Genomic DNA, 13,680 nt, shown 5'->3' with positions numbered 1-13,680 from the left:
TCGGCGAACGCCCGGCCTCAACCGGCGTCGGCGAGCGCCTCTTCGGCGAGGCGGACCCCCTCGACCACCAGATCGGCACGGAAGGCCACGTTCTCCAGACCCGCGGAGTTGTATCCCCACCGTTCCCCATCCAGTCGCGACATGGCGGCGGCTTGGGCTGCCGCCGCCAGGTCGTTGGCCGCCTTGGACAGGGCCCGGTGGACCGAGGCATGGCTTCCCGGGATGTCCTGTCCGGTGCTGGGCCGCTGGGTCTGGGCTGCCATGCATACGGCGCGGACCCTCGGTTGCAGGTCCGCCAGGTGGTTGGCGATCATCACCAGGGCATTGTGCAGGTCATCGGCTTCGATGCCTTCGAGGACCTGGTGGAAACGGTCCAGTCCCCGCCCGAAACGGTCGTTGGCCCGACGCCAGACACCATCGCCGAGCTCCTGGTCATCGCGGCGGGCACCGCGCATCCGAGCAACCCATCCCATGCTCAGAGGTACTGTCCCGGTCCGCCGTCGGTGTCCTCGTCCGGCGCCTCCCCGGCGCCCGGCCGGCCCGGGGCCACCCGTTCGGGTTCCCCGCGTTCGTTGATGACGATGCCGGGGGCCACCGGGGTCCCCGGCGGCAGCTCGCGCAGCTGGATGCGCCGGGCCAGCTGTTCGCTGGCGACCTGTTGGGCGGCCAGAGCGGTCTGGATCCCGTGGAAGACCCCCTCGAGCCAGCCCACCAGTTGCGCCTGGGCGATGCGCAATTCGGCTTCGGTGGGGGTCTGGTCCTCGGTGAAGGGCAGGCGGATCCGGTGGAGTTCCCCGACCAGTTCGGCGGAGAGCCCGGATTCGAGTTCGGCGACCGAGCGTTCATGGATATCCGCCAGGGTGGCCCTGGCGCCGTCGTCGAGCGGGGCGGTCCTGACCTCTTCGAGGAGCTGCTTGATCATCGAACCGATGCGCATGACCTTCGCTGGTTCCTCCACCAGCCCCTGGACCCTGAAGGAAGACGGGGCGGCGTCCGTCCCGGCCCCGTCGGCCGGGGCGGGCGGAGACTGCGGCTTCTCGTGTTCGTTCATGCTTCCATCTTGCCACGACGCGCTCGGGCCCGTCCCGGTCCCCCGGGCGCCCCTAGACGGTCAGCAGGATCTTGCCCCGGTGTTCCCCGGAGTCGAAGTATTCGTGGGCGGCGGCTGCTTCGGCCAACGGGAAGGTCTTCTCCACCACCGGACGGACCGTACCCTCCTCGACCAGCGGCCAGACCCCGGTCCGCACCCCCTCCACGACCCGGCCCTTGGCCTGAAGGCTGCGGGCCCGCAGGGTGGTGCCGATGACGCGCAGGCGTCGGGTCATCAGCCGGGCCAGGTTGAGCTCGGCCTTGGCCCCGCCCTGCAGGGCGATGACCACCAGCCGGCCGTCGGGGGCGAGGACCTCCAGATTCCGTGCGAGGTACTTCGCTCCCATGATGTCCAGGACGACGTCGGCCCCGTGGCCATCGCTGATCGTGCGCATCCGTTCGACGAAGTCCTCCTCGCGGTAGTTGATCCCGTCCACGGCACCGAACCCCCGGCAGTAGTCGATCTTCCCGGCACTGCCGGCGGTGACCACCACCTGGGCGCCGTAGGCGGTGGCGAGCTGGGTGGCCATGGTGCCGATGCCCCCGGCCCCACCGTGGATCAGGGCCCACTGCCCCGCGGACAGCCCGGCCTCCATGAACAGGTTCGACCACACGGTCGACGCCACCTCCGGCAGCCCGGCGGCTTCGACCAATCCGATGCCCGGCGGGACCGGCAGGACCTGGACGGCCGGGACCGCGACGTACTCGGCGTACCCGCCGCCGGCCAGCAGCGCACAGACACGGTCACCGGCGTCGTACCCCTCCACATCGGGGCCGCTGGCGGCGATGGTTCCCGAAACCTCCAGGCCAGGGACGTCGGAGGCCCCCTCCGGCGGCGGGTAGTTTCCCTGCCGTTGGGCGACATCGGCGCGGTTCAGGCCGGCCGCGGCGACCCGGATCAGCACTTCCCCGGCCCCCGGGGTCGGGACCGGGCGTTCGGCCAGGCGGATGACCTCGCTGCCCCCGGGTCCGGAATACTCCACGGCGCGCATGGTGGTGGGCAGATCGGCTGCAGTGTTCGGGCTCAATGGCTGGATCCCTTCAACATGGAAATCGGTGTCCACCCCGAGCCTATCGCCCACGGTTTTCCTGCCCGGGGCCGCTCGCGTATAGTTCTCATGTCTGGAAGGTTGTCCGAGCGGCCTATGGAGCTGGTCTTGAAAACCAGTGTGCGGCAACCCCGCACCAAGGGTTCAAATCCCTTACCTTCCGCGTCGAGGCAGGGAAGCCGGTCCATCATGGACCGGCTTCCCTGCCGTCGTTGACGCCCGGAACTCAGATCCGGGCGGCCATCCTCAGCACCTCGGAAGCCACGGCATCCGCATCCCCCAGCGTCCGGGCCCCTTCGGTGAAACCGGCGCCGGCTTCCGCGGCGATCGCGGTCCCCCATTGCACGCTGGACAGTTGCAGCCCCAACACGAAGATCCCGCGGTGGGCGATCCCTGCCTGGTCGACGAGCCGGTAGGGCTGTCCGACGACGTCGAGCCCCGACCCGTACACCCCCTCACCTTCGGGGTTGAGCATCAGGCGGGGCCGGGCCATCCCCTCGGCCCACAACTGTTCCAGCAGGGGCGAGGCGCTCTGGGCGACCCGGTTGGCGGGCATCATCGCCTCGACCATGTACCGGGCGGTGATCGGTTCGTCCTGCACCCACGGTGAGGAGGCGGCAAAGCAGGCGGCCTCCTCGTCCAACGAGAACACCGGGTCGGGGCCGATGAACTGCACGATGCCGGCACGCGCCAACGCCGCCAGTTCCTCGATCCGTTGCAGGGGCGGACCACTGGCCAGTCCTTCGACCAGGGGTTCGAACCAGCGGCCGAGCTCGTCGAGCCGGCTGGCATCATCGACCATCCCCTCGGCAACGAGTCGTTTGATGATCCCACGGCCGGCATTCAACGCACCGATCGCCATCTTCAACGGGTCCTCCTCCCCGCGGGCCGAGGTTTCGGCGTCGTGTTCCAGATAGGCCAGCACCGCCCCCTGGTAGGCGGAGTGGCCCACGAATCCCCGGTCGGCGAAGGGGTGCCCCAGTCCGGCGACGTCGAGCCAGCGGACCCCGGGGGCCGCCCGTTCGACGAGTTCGCGGGCCACCGTGCGCCAGACTTCCTGGCCGTTCACATGCGGGGCGTCGAGGATCTCGTCGAGTTCGGCCAGAAAGGGGCCGGGCTCCTCGAACAGTTCGGGTGAGACGCGGGCCAGCGTCGCATAGTAGGTATGCAGCACGTCGCGGTGCAGCAGCGGCCAGACATGGGCGTTGAAACCGACCTTGCCCCTCGGTTCGCCCGGCGCCCCGTCGGCGGCGAGGGCATGGACGGCCTCGAAGCTCAGATGGCGCAGGGACACCGAGGCCGGAAGATAGGAGTCGATGCACGCCTTCGCGCGGTAGGGGGCCCCGCGTCGCGAGGCGGCATGCAGGATTGGTTCGCTGCCGCTGCCCCGGTATTCGAGGGCATGGCCCGGGCCGTCACCGGTGGAAACATAGGATCCGCCGCGGCCGACGGTCATCGCGGTCATCGCATCGAAGAAGTTCAGCCCGAGCCCACGCACCAGCACCGGTTCCCCGGCCGGGTAGAGCCCCCAATCCACGTCGGCAGGCACATTCGGGCCTTGGTAGTGCAAACCCACGGCGGTGGCGCGTTCCCCGGCGGTGCGCTGCAGCGGGTTCGGGTGCGCCGGAACATGTCCGACGGCGAGCACAACGGCTTCGGCCACCAGCTCGGTCACTGCGGGCCCCGACCCCGCTCCCCCGTCCAGGGTCAGGCGGTAGCCGTTGGCTTCGCGGCGGAGGCAGGTGGCTTCGGCACGGATCACGGTGAATGAGGCGACGGCCGGATGGGCCTGGAGCCGGGCCCGTACCCGGCAGAACACATGGCGCAGGTACCTCCCGTAGATCGCCCGGCTCGGGAATCCGCTGGCGGACAGTCCAGCCAGTTCGGCCCGTTCCGCCGGATCCAGGTCGGCGCCGTCGCCGCCCCCGACCCGGAATTCCTCGAACGTCAGTCCCGCCGCGTTCCCGGTCCCGCGTGGCGGGGCGACCGTGGGGTAGAGCGCCGGGGTGTTCATCAAGTAGTAGCGCGGCTGTTCGGGGGCCCAGACGTGCCCGGGCCCGGGTTCGCAAGGGTCCACGACCGTGATCTCCAGGCTCCGGGCCGGAGGCGTGTCCTCGGCTCCGCGCCGCTGGTCGGCGGCTTCAAGCCGGGCCAACACCCGTTCCAGGGTCGAGGTCCCGCGGGGTCCGGAACCGACGATCACCAGGGTGAACGGGGGTGCTGCCACGTGCTGCTCCTTCGCTTCGGCCGTGCGGATGCCCCGCCTGCTTCCCCGCCGATCCGCAGGAGGCCGGGGTTCCCAGCGTACCGCCCGGCCGGGCGGCCACTCGTAGACTGGGGGCCATGGACAGCACCTCAGCAGCCCCGATGGCGGGGCCGACCACTGATTCCGAGACCGACGACCGCTTTGCCTGGCTGGAGGAGATCCACGGGGAAACGGCCCTGGACTGGGTGAGGGCCCGCAATGCCGCGACCGGGAGCATGCTGCACGATCAGGCCTACCAGAGGCTGGAATCCTCGGTGCTGGAGGTCCTGGATGCGCAGGATCGGATCCCGATGGCCACCAAACGCGGGAGCTACTACTACAACTTCTGGCGCGATGCCTCCCACCCGAAGGGCCTGTGGCGGCGGACCACCTGGCAGTCCTACGCCAGTGAAGACCCCGACTGGCAGATCCTGCTCGACGTCGATGCCCTGGCCGCTGCGGAAGGCACCGACTGGGTCTTCGCCGGCGCGGCGCTGCTGCGTCCCGAGACCGGCGGGGACTACCACCGCGCCCTGCTGCGCCTGTCCCCCGATGGCGGGGATGCCGTGGAAGTGCGTGAATTCGATCTGCAGGCCGCCCGGTTCGTCCCCGACGGGTTCTCGCTGCCGGTCGGGAAGACCCAGGTCAGCTGGGACGGCCCCGACGCCTGGTACGTGGCCACCGGGTTCGGCGCGGATTCGCTGACCCGTTCGGGCTATGCTCGCACCGTCCGCCGGGTCGAACGCGGCATGGACCCCGCGCAGGCCCTGGAGGTCTTCGCCGTCGAGGCCTCCCATGTGATGGCCCATGTCTCGGTGGACCAGACCCCCGGCTACCGGCATGTCACCGCCACCGACGTCATCGATTTCTTCAACACCTCCACCTCGATCCTGCGCGAGGGGCACTGGGTGCCGATCGAGGCCCCCACCCATGTGCGGATCGGACTGCACCGCCAATGGGTGATGTTCAGCCCACAGCAGGATTGGGAGCTCGACGGCCAGGCCCTTCCCTCCGGTTGCCTGGCCGTGGCCGATCTGGACGCCTTCCTGTCCGGGGACCGCACCGTGACCCGGGTCTTCACCCCGGATGCCGACACCTCGTTGCAGTCCTCCTCCTGCACCGCCGACCACCTGTTGCTGACCGTGCTGCATCACGTCTCCTCGAAGATCCTGGTGGCGGATCCGGCCGATGGCTGGCGGTTGCGTCCCCTCGAGGTCGGCGGGGAGGAACACCAGGACCTGTCCATCGGGCCGGTCGACGACGAGGACCCGGAGACGGCGAACGACTACTGGTTGGTCTCCACCGGGTTCCTGACCCCGGCCACCCTGTCGCGCGGGACCATCGGTGCGGGGCTCCCGCAAACGGTCAAGTCCTCCCCGGCCCGCTTCGACGCGACCGGTCTGGAGGTCCAGCAGCACTTCGCAACCAGCGACGACGGAACGGCGGTCCCCTACTTCCAGGTCGGCCCGGCGGATCTGGTCCACGACGGGGCCAACCCGGTGTTGATGAACGGCTACGGCGGATTCGAAACCAGCCTGACGCCGTCGTACTCCGGGGTGGTGGGCCGTGCCTGGCTCCGCCGCGGTTCCGCCCCCGGCCGGGACGGGGTCTACGTGCTGGCCAACATCCGCGGCGGCGGCGAATACGGTCCCGCCTGGCATCGGGCGGCACTGCGGGAGAACCGGCCGCGGGCATACGAGGACTTCGCGGCCATCGCCCGGGACCTGGTGCGCCGCGGGATCACCCGCCCCGACCATCTGGCGGCCACCGGACGCAGCAACGGCGGCCTGCTGGTGGGGAACATGCTCACCGTTCATCCCGAACTCTTCGGGGCGATCTCCTGCGGCGTTCCGCTGTTGGACATGCGCCGCTACACCCGGCTCTCGGCCGGGCATTCGTGGATCGCCGAATACGGGGACCCGGATCTCCCCGAGGAGTGGGAATTCATCCGCGGGTTCTCCCCCTACCATCTGCTCGATGAGGCCCTGGAGGCCGGGAAGACCTTCCCCGCCACGCTTTTCTGGAGTGCCACCAGTGACGACCGGGTGGGACCGGTGCAGGCGCGCAAGATGGCCGCGAAGATGCTCGAGGCGAAGGTTCCTCGGATCTGGTACAGCGAGTCGCTGGAGGGCGGCCATGCCGGGGCCTCGGACAACCGTCAGAGCGCCCGGATGCTGGCGACCAGCTACGAATTCCTGTGGCGGTCGGTGAACCGGGAGGCATTTTGAATTTGGGGGCCACTGTTCGGTAGTCTTGGGGGGCTGCCACGGCAGCGCTGGAGACGTGCCAGAGCGGCCGAATGGACTTCACTGCTAATGAAGGGTCGGGGTTAAACTCGACCGGGGGTTCAAATCCCCCCGTCTCCGCTGAAAAACCCCTACCCAGGTAGGGGTTTTTTTGTGCCTACTTCTTTCCGAAGGCCGTCAGCAGTTGTTCGACCATCTCGGCGGGAAGACCCGTATGCCGGTGGACGATCTCCGCGGCCTGCCCCAGTTCCCCGGCCCGGACGAAACCCAGGAAACGGTCCTTGTCCTCCCCCGGGAGGTCGCTGGCACTGAATTGCACGTGGCCTTCGGGGCCGTCCCCCTCGAAGCTGAAGTCCGCGATATCCTCACCCATCGATGCCGGATCCCCATCGACGGGGGCCGTGTCCAACAGTTCCCTGATGGAATCCCGGTCCAGGCCCGAGAACTTGGCCAACAGGTCGGCGGCACCGTCGAGGTCATGGTCCCGCAGCAGCGACTGGAACTGGTCGAATTCCGCCGGGGGAAGCTCATCGGTGCCGAATTCGCGTTTGACGCCGTCTTCTTCAGCGGAGATCCGGAAGTTGGAGGTCTTGCGGCTGGCCCCGCTACCGAATTTCTCGGTCCATTCCTCCGGGATGGTGAAATCGTCGAGGTCCTGGCCCGGGGCGGGATCCGCCAGCGGGGCGGCAGCGGCATCCGCCGCGGGCTCCGGTACCGGTGCCTCGGCGTCGACCGCTTCTCCGGCCACCGGATCGGTGGCCGGCTCGGTGGCCGGACCGCCGGATGGTTCGCTCTCGCCGTTCCCCTCCGGGGGCTCGGTCTGGGGCCCCGGCCCCTGCGGGGCGATCCGCGGGCCGCCCTCCTGATGGACCTGCGGGTGGGCTTCGAGGCTGCGCACGGCGATGATGCTGGCCTTGACCCCAACACCTGTGGCGGCACGGTAGGCCTGCACGGCGCCCATGAAGTTGCCCTGGGCGAGTTGGCGGTACACATCGCGATGGGCTTCAGCCCCCAGCTGCCCGGCGGCCTCGCGTGCCGATTCGGGCCCGACGGAGCCGTTGACCTCCGCAGAGGTCTTCCGACGCAGTCGAGTGACCCACCACCAACCGGCGGCAAGGACCAGCAAGGGGACCAGAACCCATAACAACAACTCCATGCCCCAAGTCTAGGGCGTGGGTCCAATCCCTAGGCGGAGACCGCCAGGACGAAGGGCAGGACGGCGTCGGCCCCTGCCTCGCGCAACACCCGGGTGGCCTCGGTGATGGTCCACCGGCTATCGACGTAGTCGTCGATGAGCAGGACCGGGCCGTCCAGTGCCGCCAGTTCCCCGGCGAGTTCGTCCCCGACGGCAAACTGCCCCCAGACGGCGGCGAGCCGGAAGGCACTGTTGCCTCCCGAAGCCCCCCGAGGTCCGCCGTGCGGATAATCCAGGGCCCCGAGATAGGGAAGCCTGCCGATTCCGGCGATCCCGCGGGCGAAGGAGCCGACGAGTTCACCGCGGGTGCGTGAGGGCAGGCTGACCACCGCCACCGGCCGTTCGGCCCAATCCCATTCGGAGAGCACCTGCACGCAGGCGCGCAGCATCGCGTCCTCGATGGCTGCGTCGGGGGCCTCGTCGACGGGGGTCGAGAGCAGGGTCCGCAATCTGGCCCCCCAGCCCAGATCGGTCAGCCGGGCCAGGGCCCGGCCGGGACGGGCCTGGTCCGCGGGCTTGATCTTTCCCTTCAGCGGGACCCCGAGGCGGTCCATGCCGCCGGGCCACATCGCCCGGGGATCGACCTGGACCCCCACCCGGCCCAGGGCCGCCTGGGAGCGGTCCCGGGCCTCGTCACCGATCGAGTCCTGGTACCAGGGGCCCGCGCAGTTGTCGCAGCGGCCGCAGGGTGCCGCCGCAGGGTCGTCCAGGACGCGGGAGAGGAACTCCATCCGGCACCCGGTGGTGCGTTCGTACTCCAACATCGAATTCTGTTCGTCCACGCGGGCGGCGGCGACCCGGGCATACCGGGCGGCGTCGTACGCCCAGGGTTCGCGGGTGCGCGCCCATCCCCCGGCGACCCGTTCGACGGCCCCGTCCACGGCCAGGACCTTGAGCAGCAGTTCCAGCGGGGAACGGCGCAGGTTCACCCGGGCCTCCAGGGCCGGGACCGAGACCGCCGTTCCGGCCGCCTCCAATTCGGACAACACGGCATGGGCCCGTTCCTCGTCCGGCATGGAGGAGGTGGCGAAGTACCGCCAGATCTCCCGGTCCTCCGGCCCCGGCAGCAACAGCACATCGGCGTTGTCGGTTCCACGGCCGGCACGACCGACCTGCTGGTAGTAGGCGACCGGGGAACTGGGGGCGCCCACGTGGACGACGAATCCGAGGTCGGGTTTGTCGAAGCCCATCCCCAGCGCACTGGTGGCGATCAGCGCCTTGACCTGGTTCTCCTTCAGCGCCTGTTCGGAGGCGGCGCGTTCCTCCGGGTCGGTCCGCCCGGTATAGGAGCGCACGTCGTGCCCCGCCTCCCGGAGCAGTCGGGTGATGTCCTCGGCCGCCGAGACGGTCAGGGTGTAGATGATGCCGCTGCCGGGCAGATCGGCCAGATGGGTCAGCAACCAGGCCAGTTGCGAACGCGGGCTCGGCAACCGCAGGACCCCGAGCCGCAGCGATTTGCGGGCCAACGGTCCGCGCAGGGTGAAGACCTCCGCGCCTCCGACGGCCAGCTGTTCCTGCACGTCGTGGACCACCCGTTCGTTGGCCGTCGCGGTGGTGGCCAGCACCGGCACGTTTCCCGGAAGGGCGGCGATGAGATCGCGGATCCGCCGGTAGTCGGGCCGGAAGTCATGGCCCCAGTCGGAGATGCAGTGGGCTTCGTCGATCACCAGCAGGCCCATCCGGCGGATCAGTTCGGGGAGCTGCTGTTCGCGGAAGGAAGGGTTGTTCAGCCGTTCGGGCGAGACCAGCAGGACGTCGACTTCATCGGCTTCGAGCTTGGCGATGACCTCCTGCCATTGGACCGCGTTGGCCGAGTTGATCGCTTCGGCCCGCACCCCGGCCCGCGCCGCGGCGGCGACCTGGTCGCGCATCAGGGCCAGCAGCGGGGAGACGATCAGCGTCGGCCCCGCGCCGCGGGCACGCAGCAGCAGGCTGGCCACGAAATACACCGCGGATTTGCCCCAGCCGGTGCGCTGGACCACCAGGGCCCGACGGCCGCCCTCGACGAGGGCCTCGATCGCTTCGAACTGCCCCTCGTGGAATCGGGCCCCGTCGTTTCCGACCAGCCGGCGCAGGACCGCAGTGGCGTCGTCATGCAATTGTGAGTTCCGCGTTTCAACCATGGACCCAGTATCCCAGCGACCACCCACGCATGGGCACCGACCCGGTGGAGTGGTTGGATGATCGCGTGGATACGCCCCGAACGGCTAAGCTCGACCCCGTGAGCAGCGAGATTGATCTTTCCCTTTCCTTCAAGGCCTACGACGTCCGCGGCATCGTCGGCGAAACCATCAATGAGGAGATCGTCGAGGCCGTGGGCGCCGCCTTCGTCGACGTCCTGTCCCTGGCCGGCAAACAGGTCCTCGTCGGCGGTGACATGCGCCCCTCCTCCCCCGCCTTCAGCGCCGCCTTCGCCCGCGGGGCCTCCTACCGCGGGGCCGAGGTCTGCCTGCTCGGGTTGATCTCCACCGATGAGCTCTACTTCGCCTGCGGCCAACTCGATGCCGCCGGCGTCGTGTTCACCGCCAGCCACAACCCCGCGGCCTATAACGGCATGAAGATGGCCCAGGCCGGTGCCGTGCCGGTCTCCTCGGATACGGGCCTGTATGAGATCCGCGATCTGGCCCAGACCTACCTCGCCGAAGGCCTGCCGGTCTCCGGGGACGCGCCCCAGGGGGACATCAGCACCCGGGACGTGCTGGAGGACTACGCCGCCTACCTGCGCTCCCTGGTCGACCTCTCGGGCATCCGCCCGCTGAAGGTCGTCGTCGACGCCGCCAACGGGATGGCCGGCATGACCACTCCCGCGGTCCTGGGCGATGACCTGTTGCCGGCCCTTCCACTGGAGATCGTGCCGCTGTATTTCGAATTGGACGGGACCTTCCCCAACCACCCGGCGAACCCGCTGGAACCGGAGAACCTCAAGGACCTGCAGGCCGCCGTCCTCGAACACGGCGCCGATATCGGTCTGGCCTTCGACGGCGACGCGGATCGCTGCTTCGTCATCGACGAAGCGGGTCTTCCGGTGTCCCCCTCGGCGGTGACCGCATTGGTGGCCCGACGTGAAATCGCCCGGGCGCAGGCCGCCGGCGAGCAGACCCCGGTGATCATCCACAACCTCATCACCTCCCGCGCGGTCCCCGAACTGGTGGAACACGACGGCGGACGGCCGGTGGTCACCCGGGTGGGCCACTCCTTCATCAAGGCGGTCATGGCCGCCGAGGGGGCCGTCTTCGGTGGCGAACACAGCGCCCACTACTACTTCCGCGATTTCTACAACGCGGACACCGGCATGCTCGCCGCGATGCATGTGCTGGCCGCCCTCGGCTCCCAGGACCGTGCCCTGGGAGATCTGGCCGCCGAATACGAACCGTATTTCTCCTCGGGCGAGATCAACTCCGAGGTCGAGGACAAGGACGCGGCCGTGGCCCGGGTGCTGGAGAGCTTTTCGACCCCGGAGACGGTGGTCGATAGGCTGGACGGCACCACGGTGAAGGCCACGGACGGATCCTTCTGGTTCAACCTCCGCCCCTCCAACACCGAACCCTTCCTCCGTTATAACGGGGAAGCCGTAGACACCCCGACCATGGAACGCGTCCGCGACGCGGTCCTCACCCTTGTCAGGAGCAATGCATGAGCGAAAACCCCACGGAAAACCGGCTGGCCGAACTCGGTGAGGCCGCCCACCAGGACCTGAACAAGGTGCTCGGCACCGCCTTGGGCGTCGCCCGCGAACAGCTTGAAACCAACGGGGTCTTCCTGCCCTTCGCCATCGGCCTGGAGCCCGACGGCGAGGCCGAAGGGGAACTGCGCCTGCTGGCGGTCCAACCCGATGAGGACGACGAGGATCCCGAAGCGGATATCGATGCCGAAGTCATGATGGATGACCTGGTCACCTTGCTGATCGGTCAGCGTGAGAACTTCGTGGCCGTGGCCCTGGTCTCCGATGTGACCCTGCTGCAGGAGGATGTCGACGCCGTCCATGCCCTAGCGGAGCACAGCCTCGGCGGGGCAGTGGCCATCATCCAGCCCTATGCCTCCCCCGCCGCCGAAGGCAGCGAGTGGACCTTCCAGGAGCCCACCCCCGAACCAGCTGATTTGAGGATCTGGGCCTGATCCGTGGGGACCGGGCGTCGACATCATGAAGATCAACGCCTTTTCCGATGTGTGCCTGCGCATCCTGATGCTGCTCGCCGCCCGGTCCGATCCCCTGCTGAGGACCCGGGAGATCGCCGAGGCAATCGACATCCCCTACAACCAGGTCTCCAAGGCCGTGCACAAGCTCGGCCAGTTGAAACACATCGACGTCAAACGCGGGCGCACCGGTGGCGTGCAGATCAACGAATCGGGGCTGTCCCTCGGCGCCGGCACGTTGCTGCGCAGCCTCGAGGGGCAGGGCGATCTCGCCCAGTGCACCACCGACGACGGCACGGCCGCCTGCCCATTGATCGCCGGTTGCCGGCTCCGCACAGCCCTGGCGCGCGCCCAGGAGGCCTTCTACCAGGAGCTGGACCACTGGTCGATCCGCGATCTGGCGTCCTCCCCGGCGCTGGTCCCCCTTCCTTTTCCCATCTCGCGATAGCCGATTTGCCCCAGTTTTCTACAAGGTGTAGAAATGTATCATAATACTTGCGGATCAGACGCAAGTAATTCGACCTCGAGGAGATTCGATGCTCTCAGAAACGTCCCGCCCCGTCGTCCAGGCGACACTTCCCGTGATTGGCGAACGGATCGGTGAGATCACCAAGAAGTTCTATGCCGGGATGTTTGCGGCACGTCCTGAACTCCTGGACGGCTTGTTCAGTCGCGCCAACCAGAAGAACGGAGCCCAGCAACAGGCCCTGGCCGGCAGCATTGCCGCCTTCGCCTCCCACCTGATCGAACACCCCGAATCGCTGCCCGAATCAGTGCTGTCCCGCATCGCCCATAAGCACACGTCGCTGGGCATCCAGCCCGACCAGTACCAGATCGTCTTCGACCACCTGTTCGCGGCCATCGCCGAGGATCTGGGCGAAGCAGCCACCGAAGAGGTCGTCGCCGCCTGGTCCGAGGTCTACTGGCTGATGGCCGACGCCCTGGTCAAGATCGAAAAGGGCCTCTACGCCGAACAGGCCAACGACCGGATCTACGCCCCATGGAAGGTCACCTCCACGGAGGCTTCCGGCCAGGATTGCATGACGTTCCGCTTCGAGCCGGCCGATGACACCGCCGTCACGGTGGCCAAGCCCGGCCAGTTCGTGAGCATCCGCGTGCCGCTGGCCGACGGGCTGCGCCAGTGCCGCCAGTACTCCCTCTCCGACAACGTCGAATCCACCACCGAGCGGGTGTTGACCACCAAGCTGGATGAAGGCGGGGAGGTCTCCCCCTTCATGCACCGCAATCTCGAGGTCGGCGACGTCGTGGAACTGTCCAACCCCTACGGTGACATCACCCTGGACATGGAGGGCGGGCCGATCATCATCGCCACCGCCGGCATCGGGTGCACCCCGAGCGCCTCGGCCCTGCAGTCGCTGGTCTCCACCGGGTCGGACCGCCAGGTGCTGGTGCTCCACGCCGAGGCCATGGAATCGAACTGGGCGCTGAAGGACCAGATGCTCGCCGCCGTGGAGCAGCTGCCCAACGTCGAGATGCGCCTGTGGCTCGAGGACACCACCGGCACCACCGCGGACCTGCAGGCCGTCGAGGGGTTCATGAACCTGACCGGCGTCGAGCTGCCCGAGGATGCCCGGATGTACCTCTGCGGTCCGCTGCCATTCATGCGTGCGGTGCGCAGCCAGGCCATCGCCGCCGGCGTGGCCCCGCGGAACATCCACTACGAGGTCTTCGGTCCCGACCTCTGGCTTGCCGCCTAGGCAC

At 68.6% G+C, this 13,680-nt stretch carries 11 protein-coding genes and 2 tRNA genes; 7 read left to right on the top strand and 6 right to left on the bottom strand.

Annotation, left to right across the window (positions count from 1 at the left end):
- Positions 1-17: 17 nt before the first annotated feature.
- Genes AC3ZI9_RS02900 through AC3ZI9_RS02890 form a run of 3 tightly spaced genes read right to left on the bottom strand, consistent with a single transcriptional unit; the run spans position 18 to position 2,081 of the window.
- Positions 18-473, bottom strand: a complete 456-nt coding sequence (locus AC3ZI9_RS02900; protein WP_444554160.1) for a hypothetical protein — start codon at positions 471-473, stop codon at positions 18-20.
- 2 nt (positions 474-475) lie between these two features.
- A complete protein-coding gene (locus AC3ZI9_RS02895) occupies positions 476-1,051 on the bottom strand; it encodes a bacterial proteasome activator family protein (RefSeq protein WP_444554161.1) in 576 nt (191 codons plus the stop codon).
- 52 nt (positions 1,052-1,103) lie between these two features.
- Positions 1,104-2,081: an NAD(P)H-quinone oxidoreductase gene (locus AC3ZI9_RS02890; protein WP_444554215.1), complete on the bottom strand. Its 978-nt coding sequence runs from the start codon at positions 2,079-2,081 to the stop codon at positions 1,104-1,106.
- A 132-nt stretch (positions 2,082-2,213) separates the two neighbouring features.
- Here AC3ZI9_RS02890 and AC3ZI9_RS02885 point away from each other — a divergent pair.
- Positions 2,214-2,301, top strand: a tRNA-Ser gene (locus AC3ZI9_RS02885).
- A gap of 63 nt (positions 2,302-2,364) precedes the next feature.
- On the opposite strand, the gene AC3ZI9_RS02880 is transcribed toward AC3ZI9_RS02885, so the two are convergent.
- Positions 2,365-4,365: an FAD/NAD(P)-binding protein gene (locus tag AC3ZI9_RS02880; protein ID WP_444554162.1), complete on the bottom strand. Its 2,001-nt coding sequence runs from the start codon at positions 4,363-4,365 to the stop codon at positions 2,365-2,367.
- A 116-nt stretch (positions 4,366-4,481) separates the two neighbouring features.
- On the opposite strand from AC3ZI9_RS02880, the gene AC3ZI9_RS02875 reads away from it, so the two are divergent.
- The gene (locus AC3ZI9_RS02875) at positions 4,482-6,611 is read left to right on the top strand and encodes a prolyl oligopeptidase family serine peptidase (protein WP_489923819.1); all 2,130 of its coding nucleotides are present in this window, start codon (positions 4,482-4,484) and stop codon (positions 6,609-6,611) included.
- Positions 6,612-6,660: 49 nt separating this feature from the next.
- A tRNA-Ser gene (locus AC3ZI9_RS02870) sits at positions 6,661-6,749 on the top strand.
- 37 nt (positions 6,750-6,786) lie between these two features.
- On the opposite strand, the gene AC3ZI9_RS02865 is transcribed toward AC3ZI9_RS02870, so the two are convergent.
- Both AC3ZI9_RS02865 and AC3ZI9_RS02860 read right to left on the bottom strand, forming a co-directional pair.
- The gene (locus tag AC3ZI9_RS02865; RefSeq protein WP_444554164.1) at positions 6,787-7,785 is read right to left on the bottom strand and encodes a hypothetical protein; all 999 of its coding nucleotides are present in this window, start codon (positions 7,783-7,785) and stop codon (positions 6,787-6,789) included.
- Between the two features lie 29 nt (positions 7,786-7,814).
- Positions 7,815-9,947: a RecQ family ATP-dependent DNA helicase gene (locus tag AC3ZI9_RS02860; protein ID WP_489923818.1), complete on the bottom strand. Its 2,133-nt coding sequence runs from the start codon at positions 9,945-9,947 to the stop codon at positions 7,815-7,817.
- A gap of 98 nt (positions 9,948-10,045) precedes the next feature.
- On the opposite strand from AC3ZI9_RS02860, the gene AC3ZI9_RS02855 reads away from it, so the two are divergent.
- The 4 genes from AC3ZI9_RS02855 to AC3ZI9_RS02840 all read left to right on the top strand — a co-directional run bounded on the left by AC3ZI9_RS02855 (position 10,046) and on the right by AC3ZI9_RS02840 (position 13,676).
- On the top strand, positions 10,046-11,461 hold the full coding sequence (locus AC3ZI9_RS02855; RefSeq protein ID WP_444554166.1) for a phosphomannomutase/phosphoglucomutase: 1,416 nt from the start codon (positions 10,046-10,048) through the stop codon (positions 11,459-11,461).
- Entirely contained in the window at positions 11,458-11,940 is a 483-nt protein-coding gene (locus tag AC3ZI9_RS02850; protein WP_444554167.1) for a hypothetical protein, read from the top strand. The genes AC3ZI9_RS02855 and AC3ZI9_RS02850 overlap by 4 nt, the downstream gene beginning before the upstream one ends.
- A gap of 25 nt (positions 11,941-11,965) precedes the next feature.
- Positions 11,966-12,406: an RrF2 family transcriptional regulator gene (locus AC3ZI9_RS02845; RefSeq protein ID WP_444554168.1), complete on the top strand. Its 441-nt coding sequence runs from the start codon at positions 11,966-11,968 to the stop codon at positions 12,404-12,406.
- An 88-nt stretch (positions 12,407-12,494) separates the two neighbouring features.
- Positions 12,495-13,676, top strand: a complete 1,182-nt coding sequence (locus AC3ZI9_RS02840) for a globin domain-containing protein (RefSeq protein ID WP_444554169.1) — start codon at positions 12,495-12,497, stop codon at positions 13,674-13,676.
- Positions 13,677-13,680 lie beyond the last annotated feature (4 nt).

This window comes from Arthrobacter sp. AOP36-F1-5, from assembly GCF_058137995.1.
This window is presented reverse-complemented; position numbering and strand designations above follow the sequence as displayed.